A 16599-nucleotide genomic window follows, 5' to 3' on the forward strand; every position below is an offset into this window, starting at 1 on the left:
TTGCTTGGTGGTAGAACCATTTAAAACACGAATTGATTCCAAAGAACCACCGTTATATGCAAAACTAATTTTATCACCTGCATTTAACCGAGACATGGCCAGCTCTTTATCTCCACTGCCGTTATAAACTTTTACAAGGTTTGGTACAGCATGGAAATCTAAGGTGGTTCCTGCATCTGTTTTTATGGTTACTTTATAGTAGCTTCCAGAATCCTCAAACTCAGTAATGGTTCCTGATGTTTCCACACCGTTTTTCAATAAACTATATGTTTTATCTAGCATTACTGCCATTTCTGCTCGGTTTATTTTGTTTGTAGGGTTAAAATTATTTCCGTTATCTCCACTTATAATACCAAGGCGTGCCAAAAGGTCAACCAAAATAGCGCTATCATCAGAAATACGATAATAATCCTTAAAAGCAACAGCTGCCTTCATATTTCTATCAACATCATAGCGCACTGCAAGGGCATTACCAAACATTTTTGCAACATCTTGTCTTGTGGCAAAATTACTGGTTTTTCCGCTCATAAACTTAACCATGTCGTTTGTGTTTATAATGTTGTTTTGCAATCCGTAGGCTACAGCAGCCTGCGCCCAAGTAGGGATATTATACCCTTGCATAAAGGAAATATATTTATAATGGTCTGCCGCATCCATCTGTTTTGCAGTACCGGATCTTTGCAACGTTGCATAAAGCATTTGGATTGCTTCGCAATATGTAACACTATTACGGGCACGGAATGTATTATCCTCATATCCGCTGAGCAGACCTAAATCCGCAACGGAATTGATAACTGTTTTTGCACCGTCCCAAGGCACATCATTAATATCTTTAAAATTTGCAGCATACCCTGTTACGCTCATACATGAAGATGCCATCACCACTGACAAAGCCAGTGCCATTTTCTTTTTCATGAATTTACCCCCTTATTTTTTATGGCGATTCCATAATTTACTCTTACTGACAAGTTTAGCATATTTTTTTTTGCATGCCTAGACTTTTCGACCTTAAGGATTTATTAAGTGCTTACAAAATAGAATAAAAAGGAAACTATTTTTCTATTTTATTTCTAGAATCCCTAAAAACACGGTATTTTTACAGGTGAATCAAACATCAAGAATATAGTATTTGGTATAAATTACCTCATGACTACTATTTTTAAGTGAAAAAAAGGGCTTGAAAACTGCACTTTCACCCCTTTTTCCAACATGCCATATTTCCCTATTTCATTTTCCTCGTTTGCGTTCCATCTCTTCAATCAAAGAAACAATATTTATATTGGTTGTGATGGATGTGTTATTGATATACTCATCTGCCTCCCTGGCCGCATTATCTGCCTCTTTTCGCAATCTTGTAGCGTCGCTTTCCATTCCTTCTTCTAAGCGCAAACCAATAATTGCCGTGTGGCCTTCCACAATTACTGCATTTCCGGTAATTCCGTTGATATTATGAAGCAAGGCTTTAATGCTCTGCGCTCGCTCCGCTTGACTTTTTTCCCCTAATTTTTCATTCGCTTTTACCAAATGGACGCCGGATAAATTGTTTTCTGTTACTGTTGCCCTACAGCCGCTTAAAACAAATATCGCTAATAACATAATACTGCACAGTTTTTTCCACATTTTTCGCCGCCTCCCTTTTACATTAGTATGTCATTAAAAAAACGATTTATGAAAGCAAGATATGGCTGTTTTTTTTGAATTTTGCTTCCAAATTGGTTATACTAAAATAAAAATATGGAAAAGGAGATGATATCAATGGAGCCCAGAAAAAGAAGGCATTATCGTATTGCAGTAAAGGATGTTCATCCAACGCCGGCAGATGGCATTTATATCACAAAAACCGAGGCAAGGCATTTTTGTATTTTTGGCGCTTTGGCATTCTTATTTTTAGCGATCTTAGCCGTTTTACCACGAAAAAATTAAGCCATCACCACTTCTTCCTTGCCAACCCTTTGCCTTTTCGTTATAATGTTTTCAGTATGAGTCAAACCCATGGAAAGGAAGAATAACATGAAACTCGGTATAGTAGGTCTGCCCAATGTGGGCAAGAGTACCTTATTTAATTCAATGACATTAGGAAAAGCAGAAGCAGCAAACTATCCTTTTTGCACCATCGATCCCAACGTAGGAATCGTAACTGTTCCCGATGCTCGTTTAACAAAATTAGCAGAAATCCATAATTCTGCAAAAATTATCCCAGCTGTCATCGAATTCGTTGATATTGCCGGTCTGGTTCGCGGTGCAAGCAAAGGCGAAGGCTTAGGAAATAAATTTCTTTCTCACATTCGTGAGGTGGATGCAATTGTTCATGTTGTACGCTGTTTTGAAGATACCAACGTAATCCACGTAGATGGATCTGTTGACCCTATCCGAGATATTGAAACCATCAATTTGGAATTAGTATTCTCCGATTTGGAGATTATAGACCGCCGCATTGCCAAAACGGGCAAAATGGCAAAATCTGATAAATCACTTCAGCATGAAATGGATCTTTTGCAAAAAATTAAAGATGGCCTGGAACAGGGAATCTCTGCAAGAGCAATCGAAATGGATACCCCAGAAGATAAGGCTTTTGTGGAAACCCTTACATTGCTTACAGCCAAACCTGTACTATATGCTGCAAATGTTCTGGAAGACCATTTGGCAGATGACGGTGCAACCAACCCTTACGTAGCAAAAGTAAAGGATTATGCTAAAAATGAAGGCAGTGAGGTATTTGTTCTTTGCGCCAAAATCGAAGAAGAAATTTCCGATTTGGAAGAGGCAGATAAAAAGGAATTTTTAGCAGAGCTAGGCGTGGAAACCAGCGGTCTTGATCGTTTGATTGCCGCAAGCTACAAGCTTTTAGGCTTAATCAGCTATTTAACCGCAGGCCCACAGGAAACCCGGGCTTGGACTATTGTGAACGGCACGAAAGCACCACAAGCTGCAGGCAAAATTCACAGCGACTTTGAGAGAGGCTTCATCCGTGCTGAGGTGGTGGCCTTTGATGACTTGGTGAAGGCAGGCTCCAACACCGCTGCTAAGGAGCAGGGCTTGGTTCGCTCCGAAGGCAAAGAATACGTATTTAAAGACGGAGACGTGGTTTTATTCCGTTTTAATGTTTAATTATTTATAAAAAGAGGGAAGCTGATACGCTTCCCTTTTTTTTGATTTTTAACGACATATCATGATATCTCATTCCTTGCAATACATATAATGCTATTCTCGGATATACTGAACATCCTTTTTTATTTACTCATCTTTTCTTGGCAATTCCCAATTGTTCGGGTTTCTGCAATATTCCTTTAAATAAGGTAATACCGCACCAAAGGTCTTAAAATTTTTTCTTCCCTGATTTAACGTTAAGCCATGATTTTGATCGCTTGGCTCATCTTCAGATTTTATAAATAAGTCGATTTCCCAAAAACAAACGGGACAAATAAACGCCATTGCATTTCCCTGGTGGGGAATGGTAATGCATCCACAGCACGGGCAGGGAGAATTTCCACTGTTATATTCCCATGTCTCAATGGCTATCTCATTTATATCCGCTTTCGTATTATGAGCTGCAATGGGAAGAAACAGATTCTCCTCCTCCGTCAAATGCCTCACTCCTCTTGATTAGATAGAGTTCATTCTAATTCTCATTTCTGATCCAACCTTCAGAAAAATAGACTGCACCCTACATTTTTCAAAAACAGCGATAATCTTATTTCTTAAAAGACTATCGCTGTACCACATTTCTTATTTATTGATAGGATTTTTTATAGATATTCAGGCAATCCTCAAAGGTCATTTCCCCGGGATCAGCTTTGAACAAACCACCCATGGTCTCAAAGGCCACTTCTGTGTACATCTTCAGATCTTCTTCCTTAATTCCATAGTCGGACATTTTCAGGTCCTCTACACCGCAGGCAACAATCAGGTCGTGCAAAGCCGCAACGAAGTCTTCAGCCTTTGTTGCATCCTGCTTTCCTAACGCCTTTGCCATATCAATCATTCGCTGATTTACTAGGCCTGTTTTTGCCCAATATGCATAATAAGCCTCACAAATCATAATCAAACCCGCTCCATGCTCCAGCTTGGGATTGTGACCACTCAATGGATGCTCTAAAGCATGCTCGGAAATACATCCGCCAATGCTTTCTGACATTCCTGAAAGGGTGTTTGCCAAGGCAACATTCTCACGAGCTTCAAGGTTCTTGCCATCCTTTACGGCGGTGGGCAGATATTTTCCAATCAGCTCAATGGCCTTTAAAGCATACATATCATTCAGTGGATTGGTGTATTTATTCAAATATCCCTCGGTACTGTGAAATAATGCGTCGAAGCCCTGATATGCTGTGAGCTTTTCAGGAACTGTCAGCATTAACTCAGGGTCAACAATGGAAAGTACTGGGAACGTCATATCATATCCAAACCCAATTTTCTCATTTCGATCCTGATGAGTAATCACTGCCCAAGGGTCTGCCTCTGTCCCTGTACCTGCTGTTGTTGTAATAGCAACAATGGGCAGGGGGGCTATTTGGGGCATTTTGCTTCCCCCTGTGCCACCAAAAATATAGTCCCAAATATTCCCTTCATTGGTAGCCATAACAGCAATTGCCTTAGCAGAATCGATGATAGAACCACCGCCTAAACCGATCACAAAATCGCAATCCTCTTTGCGAGCCAATTGTGCCCCTTGGGTTACATGGGTTTCAATAGGATTAGGAAGGATTTTATCAAAAATTACGTAGGTCACTCCTGCCTTATCCAGTTGTTCCTGCACCCTTGCTAAATAGCCATATTTCTTTACTGATGTGCCGCCTGAAATTACAAGAAGTGCCTTTTTCCCAGGTAGCTTCTGTTTATGGAGCTTCTCCAATTGACCACAACCAAAAAGAACCTTTGTGGGAATAAAATACTGAAATTTCATAAAAAACCCCCTTTTTTATACTGTCCATCAACCAATCATACAAAGTCCATTGGAAACGAGTTAACAAAGCCCTTTCATTATACCTTCCCAATAAGCAAAGTAGGTACAATCCCATTGGCTCTGCAGTTCTAAACTTGTCCTCGTTTCAAAAAAAGACTGAAACTAGAGGAACCCAACACTCAAAACCAAATTCCATACATTTCCTACTGTTTTAGTATAACACAAAAACTATTTTTCTTCCACGTCACTGGAAAAAACACACAAACTTATGCTTTATTTTTTACAAAATTGATCCTTTTTATCCTTTTTAGAATAATGATTGCTATTCTATATTCTTGGTGCTATAGTGGTGAGAGTTTGAAATGAAACAGGGGGATCAAGAAATGAATGAAAAAAAGAAAGTACTAATGGCGGACTTGGCTCTGCTATTGGCAGCAGTATGTTGGGGCGGCGGGTTTATTGCTGGAGACATTGCCGTGAAATATTTTAGCACCTATTGCATTTTGACCATACGTTTTCTATCTGCTGCTTTGGTCACATTTGTATTTTTCAGCAGAACCATCCGTCGTAGCACAAAAGCAGAAATCAAATATGGCCTTATCTTGGGTATCTTTTATTTTTTTGCCATGCCTTTACAGGTAAATGCCCTAAAATATACAACTCCGTCAAAGCAAGCTTTCATCGTTGCAAGCTATGCAGCCATAACACCATTTATCTCATGGCTTGTATTGAAAAAACGCCCTAAACTAAAATCCTTTTTTGCAGGTATCTTAGTTATGCTTGGGATTGGGATGATTTCTTTAAACAGTTCTCTCACCATGGAACTGGGCGATAGTTTATCTTTGGGTTTTGCCCTTTCTTACGCAATCTTTGTTGTTATGACAGGCATATTTGCTGTTAAGTGTAACCCAATTGGTATGTCCTTTTTCTCATATCTGGGTACAGGGGTATTCGCTATCATTGCCGCCCTGCTTTTTGAGGACATCCCTACGGCATTTCCAAAGTCAGGGTTGTTGTCTTTAGTATATTTGGCAACCATAAGCACAGCAGTGGCCTTTACCTTGCAAAACGTGGCTCAAAAATATACCTCAGACACCCATACAGCAATTCTACTTTCAACGGAAAGTTTATTCGCCTTTATTTTTGGTGTATTTCTCTATGGAGACCCTTTTACACCAAGAATACTCATTGGCGGTATCGTTGTATTCTCTGCTGTGCTTCTTTCCGAGGTGAAATTGAAAAGACCATCTGCCAAAAATGCAGAAAATCCCCAAGGGGTGACCCAACCACCTGATCAAGGGGAAGAAAATGTCCAAAAGCTTCCTTCAATAAAAGTGAGGGAGCCTAAACTATAAATTTTAATAAGGAAACTGAACGTTTGGGTTTAGAACATAGAAAAGCCCCATTGCAAGGCTACAGGAAAACTCCTGCTCCTTGCAATGGGGCTTTTTATAGGTGGCTGCTTATGCGATTTCTTCAAAATATTGTTTATGCCATACCAAAAACATATAGATTGTCCAAATTTTACGGCTATTGTCCGCTTTTCCTTCTCTATGTTCCTCCAAATATTTCACAATTTCCTCTGTTTTAAAGAAATCCTTCGCCGCTTTAGAGGTAAAAGCATCCTTTACAATCTGATAATACTTATCCTCTTTCAGCCAAATGCGAATGGGCACAGGGAAACCAAGCTTCTTCTTCTCAGCAACCATATCTGGTAAATAACGGTGGGCTGCTTGACGCATGGCATATTTTGTGTTTTCCTCATTCACCTTATATTTGGTGGGAATGGTACGGGCAACATCAAAAACGATACGATCCAAGAAGGGTACACGTACCTCTAAGGAATGAGCCATACTCATTTTATCTGCCTTTAGCAAAATATCTCCAATCAACCAAAAATGAATGTCAATATACTGCATTTGGGTCACTTCATCCTGATCCTTCACTTTATCATAAAAGGATCTTGTCAAAACAGCATGATGAAACTTCCCTGTTGGTTTTTTCAGAATACGTTCCCGTTCTTCCTCCGTTAGCATAAAAGCATTTCCAATAAAACGCTCCTGCAAATCCTTACTGCCACGAATCAGGTAGTTTTTTCCCTTCATCTTTGGCAGGCATTTGGCAATGGCGCCCAATCCCTTACGAATGGGTCTTGGTAAACGGGTCAATGGCCGTAAATCATGGGGCTCTCTGTAAATATTATATCCGCCGAAAAATTCGTCTGCCCCTTCTCCGCTGAGGGCAACCTTCACATACTTTGCCGCCGTCTGACTCACAAAATATAATGCGATGGCAGAAGGGTCTGCCAAAGGCTCGTCCATATGATATTGAACCTTGCCCAAGGTATCCCAATATTCCTCAGTGGTAATCAGCTTGCTGTGATTTTCAATGCCGATTTTTTCTGACAATGCTTTGGCATAGTCAATTTCGTTATATTTCTCATAATCAAAGCCTACGGTAAAGGTTTTATCTCCATGGAAAGAGGCGGCAACATAAGAACTGTCTACACCGCTAGAGAGAAAAGAACCAACCTCAACGTCGCTGATTTTATGTTTTTTCACAGAATCTTGCATAGCCGCATCAATCTCTTCAATAAATTCGTCCAGAGATTTGTTTTCATCATTCTGGAATTTAGGCTCCCAATAACGCTTAATTTTTAGTTCCCCATTTTTAAAAGTAAAGCAATGGGCAGGCATTAAACGAAACACACCTTTAAAAAAGGTTTCTGGCAAAACGCTGTATTGAAAAGTCAAATAGTTTTCCAATGCCTCTGTATTTACCTCTCTTTTGAAATTGGGATATTCTAAAATACTTTTGATTTCAGAACCGTAAATCATTTGACCATCTTGCATCGCATAATAAAATGGTTTAATTCCGAAGAAATCCCTTGCTCCAAAAAAGGTTTTATTTTTCGCATCCCAAATAACGAAAGTAAACATCCCTCGAAGTTTTGGAAGCAAATCTTCGCCGTACTCCTCATAGCCATGAAGGAGCACCTCTGTATCCGCATTGCTTCCCATCACATGGCCTTTGGCAATCAAATCCTCCCTTAGCTCCTGATAGTTATATATCTCCCCGTTAAAAGTAATGACCATATCCCTTGTTTCATTATAAATAGGCTGGTGACCGCCCTCTAAGTCTATAATACTCAGGCGGCGAAATCCCATGGAGACGCCGTCATCAATGTAAGAACCGCCGCTATCTGGCCCACGATGAATGATTTTATTTTTCATGTTTTCCAAAACTTCTTCTGATGTAGCCAAACGGCCGGTAAACCCACAAATACCACACATAATTTATTTCCTCCTAATAAAAGGGTTTTTATCTTGATTCAGACTTAACTTTAGCATAACTTGTCAAAGAAAGCAATTCTAACCATAGTTTCTGCCAAACAAACGAGAAAGGTATTTCAGCCCTTCTATGCAACCATCATTCCACATTTCCCAATCAAAGGCAAAGGACCAATTTCCCTCCGTTGTCCCTGGCTGATTCATTCGATATTCCTCCTTCAGCCCCAATACATCCTGCATCGGAATGATTGCCAATTGTGCGGGAGAAGAAAACGCAAGGCGAATCATGTCCCAATTTGGGGCTTCCCCAGTGACATTCATATATCGCCTGAAATGATCCTTTTCTTCTTCCCCTGCATTTTCATACCAACCCAAAGTGGTATTATTATCATGAGTGCCTGTATAGACCACTGTATTTTTGTCATAGGAATGGGGCAAATAAGGGTGATTTTTATCCGCTCCAAAGGCAAAATGTAAAACACGCATTCCAGGAAATCCTATTTTTTCTCTTAGCCTATGCACCTCTTCGGTAATGATCCCCAAATCCTCTGCGATCAGGGGCAATTCTCCCAACGCCTTTTCCAACCTTCGAAACAGCTTTTTCCCCGGGCCTTTTACCCACTGTCCTTCTCTGGCATCCTCTGCATCAAAAGGAATTTCCCAATAGGATTCAAAGCCCCTAAAATGGTCAATGCGCAGAATATCCACATCCTCTAAAGCCTTGTGGATACGGGAAATCCACCATTGATATCCTGTTTTTTCGTGATATTTCCATTGATACAACGGGTTTCCCCAAAGCTGACCCGTTTCGCTAAAATAATCCGGCGGAACCCCCGCCACTACGGTAGGAAAACCCAATGCATTTAATTGAAATGCCTTTTGGTTTGCCCAAACATCAGCACTGTCATAGGAAACAAAAATGGGGGCATCCCCGATAATTTGAATTTCCTTTTCATTAGCATAACTTTTTAAAGCATGCCATTGTATATGAAATAAGTATTGCAAAAAACATTCCCATTGTATGTTTTGCTGTAAACCTTCCCGCCACATTTCAACGGCATCTGGTTTACGCTCTCTAATATCCTTTGGAAATGAGCACCAACAAGCTGAATAGAAGTATCTTTGCACTGCCTCCTCTGATAAAAGCCCCTCTGTTTCTCGAAGAAATTCCATAAGTTCTCTATCATCTTCTTTTCTTTTTTCAATAAAAAAAGCCTTTAATGCCATAAAAAGTGTGTAATCCTCAAGCCATGCTTTATTCTCTTCCAAAAAATCTTTATATTCTTTGGAGTATTCTTTCTCACTGAATTTTTCAAAAGCTTTTCGCAATAACGGCATTTTCAATTTCCTAGCTTCCGAATAATCTGTGCCTTGAGGTTTTACAAACTTCTCTGCTTCCACCTCGTTTTGTGAAAGCAATCCCTCATCAACCAACAAATCCACGCTAATCAATAACGGCTCTCCTGCAAAGGCAGATGTACTTTGATAAGGCGATCCACTTCCATCCACTGGGCAAAGGGGCAGTATCTGCCATAGCGTTTGTTTTGCTTGTGCCAGCACATCTACAAATCGATATGCATCCCTACCAAAATCTCCAATACCAAAGGACGAAGGAATGGATGAAGGGTGTAAAAGAATTCCGCTTTTTCTGCTTTTAAACATGGTGACAGCTCCTTTGGGTTTCATCAGATTATATTTTATGCCTCAAAAAGGATTTCCCAGGGCAAAAATATTTTGTTTGAAATGCATTTTACTTTTTCATCTTCTAAAAAGTTCACCTGAAACTGTATAACGCTGATAGCACACAGGTATATAGCGGGATTAATAATTTTTTCAATCTTTATTATAATAAAAAATTGTTGATAACCTCAATTCCTACCATATGTTTTTTTTCATTTTTCATACTCCTTATTATGATTCCAAAAATCTTTTGCAATCAAGATAAATCAGCAATCTAAAATATTAACGTACATTTTAACAGTTTTTGTTTCCCCCATCTATCCACATTTATACCAAAAAATCCCCATAATACCAGTTAAAATGAAGGATTTTTTTCGGTTTCCGTCAGACAATATAAATGCAAAGAATTATTTTTGCTTAAGGAGGGTATTTATGATGAAAAAATTTAGTTTTATTACAATGTTAGCAACAATGATGCTGGCCTTTGGTGGCTGTGGCAGTTCTGCTAACAACTTAGGCGGAGCAACCGACGGTTACGGTTATGGTTATGGTAATAACAGCTATGGCTACAATAACTATGATACCGACGGTAGAGCCTATAACGGATATAATGCAGGGACTTATGCCTCAAGCGGCGGTGCTGCATATTGGGATGGCTATGGTATTAACAGCGGAAGACCTTTAACGGACAATAACGTTGGAACTACCTTAGGCAATGACGTACGTGATATGGGTACAGGACTGAAAAATGCAGGCCGTGATGTTAAAAACGGCGTAAAAAACACATTGGACAACAGTACAGCTACAGTTGCCAGCTAATTAAAACTTGCATTTGGTTTATCTAAATTATAGGGTGCCGTTTTTGTCGGCGCCCTATAAATCCATAAATTTAACAGTAGTATTACAAACCCATGAATTATAATACTTCCTAATGTATATTGAAAAAGAAAATTTTTACCATACCATACATATTTACAGGGCTTTTCCTCCATACTAGTGAAAGAAAGGCGGTGTCATTTTCATGCACAAAAAAGGGAAACAAATAGTCATAGGCTTAATCACAGGGTTTGCCAACGGATTATTTGGCTCTGGGGGCGGAACCATTGTTGTGCCGGCAATGGAACGCTTTTTGGACGTTGAGGAGCATAAGGCACATGCGACAGCAATCAGCATTATTCTGCCTTTATCCCTTCTGTCATTGATTATTTATTGTTGGAAAACAGATGTTGCTTGGAGTATTGCCCTATGGGCATCAACGGGAGGAATTGCAGGGGGATTTGTTGGAGCGCGATTATTATCTAAGCTCAGTGGTATCTGGCTACATCGAATCTTCGGACTATTTATGATTGTGGCAGCAGTGAGGATGATACTATGATTTGGGTAGTGGTAATTGGATTTGCCTCTGGTATTATCAGTGGCATGGGCATTGGCGGCGGAACCATTTTGATTCCGGCATTAATATTTCTTCTTCATCTGAATCAACATCAGGCACAAGGTGTGAATTTAATTTACTTTATCCCAACAGCCATTGTTGCTCTCATTACCCACACGAAAAATAAAAATGTTTTATGGAAAACAACAAAACCATTGGCAATACTTGGTCTAGCGGGCGCGGCAGCAGGTTCTTTTTTAGCCGTTTCCATGGATGCTGATTTGCTACGTAAAATCTTTGGTGGTTTTTTGTTTTTTATGGGTCTCAGTGAAGTATTTAAAAAGAAGACAAAGAAAGAAGGCTATGAAAGTATGAACAAAGAAGAATTTTCTAAATTGAAACTTAAATTTATTCAGGCAGATCTAAACGAAAAGATTGCAATTTACACCCAAACTCCTGGGTTAACAACACCTCAATATAAAGAGCTATTACAGCACTATCCATATGACCAAATTTCCAAACTGGAATCTGCCCTTCAATAGGACTGCTCTCCCCTTAGATCCTCCTATAAATTGGATTCGCCCAGTTTTACAAATCAGAAAAAGCCCGCTTGCCTTGCATAAGATTTGCTTTGCAAAACGGGCTTTTGCATTAAAATAAATCTATCATAGCATTTCTTACAAATGTGGAGTGTGGTTTATTGTGTATTTTCTTTTCCCGTTAATTCTGCTATAATATTTCTAAGAATTGGAAGGAAGGCGGCGATGGCAGATTGAGGTTAGCGGAAGAATTATTTGTATCAGAAAATATCAGCGACTTAGGAACAGTGATATATGCGCTCAAGAAAACCATTCCTATGCCCCGCCTGTATTGCATCCTTTTTATATTTGAAAAAAATCGGTATGAAATCATTTCCTCCTGGCAATTATGCAAAGGACGGTTCCCTCAAACTGAAAGTATCGTCGTGGGCGTTGCCAACGGTAGAAGAGAGACCTATGAGCTGATGGCTTATATTTTGGAGGAAGCGGTAAAAGAACAAAAGGACTTAGCAAATCCTGAAACGTGGATAGAGGGGATTAAATGACGGCGCTATATAAAGGGATGGGCTTCTTCACGGGCCTTGCACTTATGGTTATTTTACTAATCAGTTCTACAGAGTTTGTGGCATATTACATGAACGGCTATTTTGAAAAAGAATATACAAAATATGAGGTTACTGAAGCAGTGTCAATTGAGATGGATGATTTGCTGACCGTAACCCATGAAATGATGGACTATTTAAAAGGCAATCGTGAAGACTTAGTGATATATACAAAAATCGGAAACACAGAACGAGAGTTTTTTAATGCCAAGGAAAAAAAACATATGCAAGATGTGCAGAAGCTATTCCTTGACGCCCAGAAAATATGCTTTGGGGCAGTTCTATTTGTGATTCTTGTTTCAGGGTGTCTGCTGTTTTTAAAAAAGGGCCGTTGTCTTCTTAAGGGGATTCAATGGGGTATCTTTGGGTTCATGGCTTTCATCGGAATATTGGCAGGGCTCATGGCTTATAATTTTAATCGATATTTTACACTGTTTCACCTTTTACTTTTTAATAATGATGATTGGATTTTAAACCCAAATACGGATTTACTGATAAATATTGTACCAGAAGGCTTTTTTCGGGATACCGCTTTCTGGATTGCAGGGCTATTCATTGTAGGCGCCCTTCTTATCTGGCTATTGGCTTGGATTTTGTTAAAGGGTATAAAGACAGGGGAATAACATGTTAGGCATACTATTGGCTGTATTAAAGTTCATAGGGATTCTGCTTCTAAGCATCTTTCTGCTGCTTATTTTTCTCGTTGCAGTGATTTTGCTCTGCCCCATTAAATACCGCCTTGCAGGGGAAAAAAAAGAAACTCTCATGGGGGATTTTGCTGTTTCATGGCTTTTTGGGTTAATACGAATCATGGGAAATTATCTCTATGGAACGGAACCTGAAATCAAAGTGAAAATTCTTTGGTTTACCTTAGGTGAAAAAAGAAAGAAAAAAAAGATACGGAAAAGAAAAACAAAGCCCAGCACCCAGCCAATAAAAACTGGGGAAACCGTTGTGGCAAGAGAGTCCGTTTCTTCAAAAAAATCTTCTTCTCAAGGGGTTTATATGGCTGAACCCACCCCTACTCCAAAACGGGAAGAAGCACCCATTTCTGCGGTGGAGCCACCTACGAATACAACAACACCCGTTGAAGAAATCATAAAAGAAGACCCTCCAAACTCTAGACCAAAGGTAAGACGGGTAAAAATTTCTGAAATAAAGGAAAAGCCCATACTCTTTGAAACAGAGAACAAAGAATTCTTTCTGGATGAAGAAGATTTATCTGAAGAGGATGTCTCTAAAATGGACAAGCTTCGTTCTTACTGGGATAAATTCCAAGAGATCGAAGGAAAGGGAGAAATATTTCAGTCCGTAAAAAAACTGCTGAAACGACTGATAAAAGGCATTTTACCCAATCATCTGTTGGTGAAAGCCACCATAGGGTTAGGTGAGCCCAATTATACCGGGTATTTTATGGGCTTGGTGGGCATCTTAACAGCAAAGTTCGGCAAAAACATTCAGGTAAAGGCGGATTTTACTAGACTTGTAGCCGAGGATATTGAGGTTCGCATAAAGGGCAATATCTTATTTGGCTATTTTCTATATAGCCTAATGGCATTTATAATGACAAAACCCGTACGCAGAATTTTAATCAAACTTTGGAAAGGAAGAAAACAAAATGGGTAAGGATTTTAAAGAATCTGTAGACGTACTTTTTAATAAAGTGGAAGATTTGGTTTCTACAAAAACCGTAGTGGGCGAGGCAATCACCATTGGAGACATAACGCTTCTGCCTTTAATTGAAGTGGCTGTAGGTGCTGGTGCCGGCGCAAAGGAGAATGTCAACGCCGCCGGAGGCGTAGGCGCAAGAATTACTCCCTCTGCTGTTCTGGTCATTCAAAATGGAAGTGTACAAACCATTAATGTTAAAAATCAGGATGCTATCAGCAAACTCATTGACATGGCACCCGGCGTGGTAAACAAACTAAACTTTGGGGCAGTTTTCGGAAACAGAGATAAAAAAGAACCTCAAGAAGATGTGAAGTTTGAAGAAGAGGTTATCATCGAAGAGTTTGAAAAATAATTGGATTCGAAACAAATTGGAAGGGAGTTGGTTCCCACGGAGCTTCTCATCGAGTTTTATGATAAAGATGTATTGAAAAACATTGTAGCACCATTAACCCTGCGTCCTGAGAAAGTCCTTTACTTTTTTGATAATAATATGCAGGACATGATGGTATTTGCGGCATTGAAAAAATGTTTGACTAGAAATATCCCGGGAATTAAGGTGGAGCACCACCCTATTGATATTACCTCCGTTGACAAAATCTCCCGCCAAATTAGCAGAGTCCTTGACCGCTTTAAAGATGTAGAATGTGCCATTGATTTAACAGGAGGTAGCGAACTGATGCTTTTGGCCGGATATCAGGTGGGAACCAAGTTCAACCTTCCTCTCCTGCATACGGATCTGGCAAATAAAAGCATTACCAACTTGTTGGATGACAGCTTGGTAAATAAAATAGTACCATTAACCTTGGAGGACTTTATTGACGCAAAGGGAGCCTGCTTTATCGGTGAATCCCACCGTCCCCCTTCAGAGGAACGTTTTTCTATAATCGAGGAAATGGCTCGGTTTTTATTTGAACGCCTGACAGATTGGAAATATACCTGTAGCTTTATGCAGACCGTTGCCGCCAGAACCCTCCCCCACGAACTGTTTATGAAAAGCAAATGGAACATACATATGAAAAACGGTAAACCCGTTTATCCGGATCGGGGGATTTTGGAAAAATTTCAATGTATGGGCTTTATTCATGACCTTTTAATAGAGGGAGAGTATGTTCAATTCGCCTTCCGCTCCATTGAGGATAAGCAGTATTGCATCAGCTACGGTGTTTGGCTTGAGCTTTATGTTTATATTGCCGCAAAAAAAGCAGGTGTGTTTCATGATGTAAAGCTTGGAACTATGATAGATTGGAACGCTTTTGATAACATTACTGTGGCAGGAAACGAAATTGATGTAATTTTAATGGATGACTCCCTGCCTGTATTTATTTCTTGCAAACTGCGAGATGCAGACACAGCAGCGCTGAACGAGCTTTTGATTGCAAAAAAACGATTGGGCGGCTGGTTTTCAAAGGGTATTATCATCACCTTTGGCAAAGAAAGAAAAGGCAATACAGGCACCTATAAAAGAGCGCAAGAATTGGGTTTGGAGCTTTTAGATGCAACAGATATTATGGCAGAGGATTTCGGTCAACGCTTGGTGAAAACAATTAGAGAGCATGATTTGGTAAGTTTGAAATGGAAAAAGATTTAAGGAGAGGAACCACATGGGGAAAAAAAACAGCCGCAACACAAAAGGTAAGATTATTACAGCGGCTTGGAAGCTGTTTTATGAGCAGGGTTACGACGCAACAACCATTGAAGAGATTGTTGAACTCTCAGGCACTTCAAAAGGCTCTTTCTATCACTATTTTGGCGGAAAGGATGCTCTGCTGGGCACACTTTCAGAATTATTTGATAATAAATATCAAGAATTGATTCCCCAGTTAGATAGTGACCTAGACAGCTTTGATAAGCTCATGTTTTTGAATCAAGAGATGTTTCGCATGATTGACGACAGCATCTCTATGGATCTATTGGCCAGATTATACTCTTCCCAGCTTGTTACCAGCGGACAAAAACACCTGCTGGATCACAATCGGGTTTATTACAAGTTATTGCGCCAAATTACATCCGAAGGACAACAACGGGGGGAATTGCGCTCTAACGTTTCCGTAAATGAATTTGTAAAGGCCTACGCATTGTGTGAAAGAGCACTCATCTATGACTGGTGTATCTGCAATGGGGAATATTCCCTTTGTCAATATGCCAAGCAAATGATGCCTCTGTTTTTAGCAGGTTTTCGAGCAAATACGACAGTAAATTAAAGTGATTATTTTTATAATTAAAAAAATAACAAGAATATTCTAGTCGAAAATCCTTGAATTTTCAATGTATTTTTGACTTTTTTATTTTAAAAGTACAGTATTTATTCTATACTTTATTCTGTATTTTAGTCTGATTGGTATTATGTTATAATGCTTTATCAATTGGAGTAATTCTACAACCTTTTCAGATTTTCATTACTTTAGCGGAAAGTTATTAATGATAAACAAATAAACGAGATAAATACTCGCTTTCCAAATACATTAGCAATTATAAACTGTACGGCACATAAAATCTGAGGTTTCAAAAAAGGCTCCGCAACTCAAAAAAGAAAGGATATGAACTT

General features: G+C 39.4%; 18 protein-coding genes. 12 read left to right on the plus strand and 6 right to left on the minus strand.

The window, feature by feature from the left end:
• On the minus strand, window positions 1–915 hold a 915-nt coding region (locus tag RTK36_RS04090), incomplete at its 3' end, for an S-layer homology domain-containing protein (RefSeq protein ID WP_312044618.1).
• 312 nt (window positions 916–1227) lie between these two features.
• Window positions 1228–1620 carry a YhcN/YlaJ family sporulation lipoprotein gene (locus RTK36_RS04095; protein WP_312044620.1) on the minus strand — a complete coding sequence of 131 codons (393 nt, stop codon included), beginning with the start codon at window positions 1618–1620 and terminating at the stop codon, window positions 1228–1230.
• 135 nt (window positions 1621–1755) lie between these two features.
• Between RTK36_RS04095 and RTK36_RS04100 the strand changes: the two genes are divergently transcribed.
• Together RTK36_RS04100 and ychF are read left to right on the plus strand one after the other, a co-directional pair.
• Window positions 1756–1923, plus strand: a complete 168-nt coding sequence (locus RTK36_RS04100; RefSeq protein ID WP_312044622.1) for a hypothetical protein — start codon at window positions 1756–1758, stop codon at window positions 1921–1923.
• A gap of 87 nt (window positions 1924–2010) precedes the next feature.
• On the plus strand, window positions 2011–3108 hold the full coding sequence (gene ychF, locus RTK36_RS04105; protein ID WP_312044623.1) for a redox-regulated ATPase YchF: 1098 nt from the start codon (window positions 2011–2013) through the stop codon (window positions 3106–3108).
• 126 nt (window positions 3109–3234) lie between these two features.
• On the opposite strand, the gene RTK36_RS04110 is transcribed toward ychF, so the two are convergent.
• Entirely contained in the window at window positions 3235–3585 is a 351-nt protein-coding gene (locus tag RTK36_RS04110; protein WP_312044625.1) for a CPCC family cysteine-rich protein, read from the minus strand.
• Window positions 3586–3730: 145 nt separating this feature from the next.
• Entirely contained in the window at window positions 3731–4900 is a 1170-nt protein-coding gene (locus tag RTK36_RS04115) for an iron-containing alcohol dehydrogenase (RefSeq protein WP_312044627.1), read from the minus strand.
• A gap of 383 nt (window positions 4901–5283) precedes the next feature.
• Here RTK36_RS04115 and RTK36_RS04120 point away from each other — a divergent pair, with 383 nt between their 5' ends.
• Window positions 5284–6255, plus strand: a complete 972-nt coding sequence (locus RTK36_RS04120) for a DMT family transporter (RefSeq protein ID WP_312044629.1) — start codon at window positions 5284–5286, stop codon at window positions 6253–6255.
• Window positions 6256–6363: 108 nt separating this feature from the next.
• On the opposite strand, the gene asnB is transcribed toward RTK36_RS04120, so the two are convergent.
• The gene (asnB, locus tag RTK36_RS04125) at window positions 6364–8193 is read right to left on the minus strand and encodes an asparagine synthase (glutamine-hydrolyzing) (protein WP_312044631.1); all 1830 of its coding nucleotides are present in this window, start codon (window positions 8191–8193) and stop codon (window positions 6364–6366) included.
• A 78-nt stretch (window positions 8194–8271) separates the two neighbouring features.
• A complete protein-coding gene (gene malQ, locus RTK36_RS04130) occupies window positions 8272–9852 on the minus strand; it encodes a 4-alpha-glucanotransferase (protein ID WP_312044633.1) in 1581 nt (526 codons plus the stop codon).
• A gap of 450 nt (window positions 9853–10302) precedes the next feature.
• Between malQ and RTK36_RS04135 the strand changes: the two genes are divergently transcribed.
• The 9 genes from RTK36_RS04135 to RTK36_RS04175 all read left to right on the plus strand — a co-directional run bounded on the left by RTK36_RS04135 (window position 10303) and on the right by RTK36_RS04175 (window position 16255).
• Entirely contained in the window at window positions 10303–10689 is a 387-nt protein-coding gene (locus RTK36_RS04135) for a hypothetical protein (protein ID WP_312044635.1), read from the plus strand.
• Window positions 10690–10891: 202 nt separating this feature from the next.
• Window positions 10892–11245 carry a sulfite exporter TauE/SafE family protein gene (locus RTK36_RS04140; RefSeq protein WP_312044637.1) on the plus strand — a complete coding sequence of 118 codons (354 nt, stop codon included), beginning with the start codon at window positions 10892–10894 and terminating at the stop codon, window positions 11243–11245.
• Window positions 11242–11784: a sulfite exporter TauE/SafE family protein gene (locus tag RTK36_RS04145; RefSeq protein WP_312044639.1), complete on the plus strand. Its 543-nt coding sequence runs from the start codon at window positions 11242–11244 to the stop codon at window positions 11782–11784. The genes RTK36_RS04140 and RTK36_RS04145 overlap by 4 nt, the downstream gene beginning before the upstream one ends.
• A 230-nt stretch (window positions 11785–12014) precedes the next feature.
• Window positions 12015–12326 carry a hypothetical protein gene (locus tag RTK36_RS04150; protein ID WP_312044641.1) on the plus strand — a complete coding sequence of 104 codons (312 nt, stop codon included), beginning with the start codon at window positions 12015–12017 and terminating at the stop codon, window positions 12324–12326.
• A complete protein-coding gene (locus RTK36_RS04155) occupies window positions 12323–13006 on the plus strand; it encodes a TIGR01906 family membrane protein (protein ID WP_312044643.1) in 684 nt (227 codons plus the stop codon). Before RTK36_RS04150 ends, RTK36_RS04155 begins: the two co-directional genes overlap by 4 nt.
• 1 nt (window position 13007) lies before the next feature.
• Window positions 13008–14009, plus strand: coding sequence for a hypothetical protein (locus RTK36_RS04160; RefSeq protein WP_312044645.1), 1002 nt, complete (start codon window positions 13008–13010; stop codon window positions 14007–14009).
• A complete protein-coding gene (locus RTK36_RS04165) occupies window positions 14002–14406 on the plus strand; it encodes a GerW family sporulation protein (RefSeq protein ID WP_312044647.1) in 405 nt (134 codons plus the stop codon). The genes RTK36_RS04160 and RTK36_RS04165 overlap by 8 nt, the downstream gene beginning before the upstream one ends.
• Window positions 14407–15642, plus strand: coding sequence for a Card1-like endonuclease domain-containing protein (locus RTK36_RS04170; RefSeq protein ID WP_312044649.1), 1236 nt, complete (start codon window positions 14407–14409; stop codon window positions 15640–15642).
• 13 nt (window positions 15643–15655) lie between these two features.
• Window positions 15656–16255, plus strand: coding sequence for a TetR/AcrR family transcriptional regulator (locus RTK36_RS04175; RefSeq protein WP_312044651.1), 600 nt, complete (start codon window positions 15656–15658; stop codon window positions 16253–16255).
• The last annotated feature ends 344 nt before the right edge of the window (window positions 16256–16599 follow it).

This window comes from Anaerotignum sp. (assembly GCF_031981185.1).
Classification (GTDB): domain Bacteria; phylum Bacillota; class Clostridia; order Lachnospirales; family Anaerotignaceae; genus Chakrabartyella.

What these genes read in the sequence shown, in the direction of transcription:
- RTK36_RS04095 (WP_312044620.1), bottom strand. Translation starts at nt 1,620, where the DNA reads ATGTGGAAAAAACTGTGCAGTATTATGTTATTAGCGATATTTGTTTTA.
- RTK36_RS04100 (WP_312044622.1), top strand. Translation starts at nt 1,756, where the DNA reads ATGGAGCCCAGAAAAAGAAGGCATTATCGTATTGCAGTAAAGGATGTT.
- ychF (WP_312044623.1), top strand. Translation starts at nt 2,011, where the DNA reads ATGAAACTCGGTATAGTAGGTCTGCCCAATGTGGGCAAGAGTACCTTA.
- RTK36_RS04115 (WP_312044627.1), bottom strand. Translation starts at nt 4,900, where the DNA reads ATGAAATTTCAGTATTTTATTCCCACAAAGGTTCTTTTTGGTTGTGGT.
- RTK36_RS04120 (WP_312044629.1), top strand. Translation starts at nt 5,284, where the DNA reads ATGAATGAAAAAAAGAAAGTACTAATGGCGGACTTGGCTCTGCTATTG.
- asnB (WP_312044631.1), bottom strand. Translation starts at nt 8,193, where the DNA reads ATGTGTGGTATTTGTGGGTTTACCGGCCGTTTGGCTACATCAGAAGAA.
- malQ (WP_312044633.1), bottom strand. Translation starts at nt 9,852, where the DNA reads ATGTTTAAAAGCAGAAAAAGCGGAATTCTTTTACACCCTTCATCCATT.
- RTK36_RS04135 (WP_312044635.1), top strand. Translation starts at nt 10,303, where the DNA reads ATGATGAAAAAATTTAGTTTTATTACAATGTTAGCAACAATGATGCTG.
- RTK36_RS04140 (WP_312044637.1), top strand. Translation starts at nt 10,892, where the DNA reads ATGCACAAAAAAGGGAAACAAATAGTCATAGGCTTAATCACAGGGTTT.
- RTK36_RS04145 (WP_312044639.1), top strand. Translation starts at nt 11,242, where the DNA reads ATGATTTGGGTAGTGGTAATTGGATTTGCCTCTGGTATTATCAGTGGC.
- RTK36_RS04155 (WP_312044643.1), top strand. Translation starts at nt 12,323, where the DNA reads ATGACGGCGCTATATAAAGGGATGGGCTTCTTCACGGGCCTTGCACTT.
- RTK36_RS04160 (WP_312044645.1), top strand. Translation starts at nt 13,008, where the DNA reads ATGTTAGGCATACTATTGGCTGTATTAAAGTTCATAGGGATTCTGCTT.
- RTK36_RS04165 (WP_312044647.1), top strand. Translation starts at nt 14,002, where the DNA reads ATGGGTAAGGATTTTAAAGAATCTGTAGACGTACTTTTTAATAAAGTG.
- RTK36_RS04175 (WP_312044651.1), top strand. Translation starts at nt 15,656, where the DNA reads ATGGGGAAAAAAAACAGCCGCAACACAAAAGGTAAGATTATTACAGCG.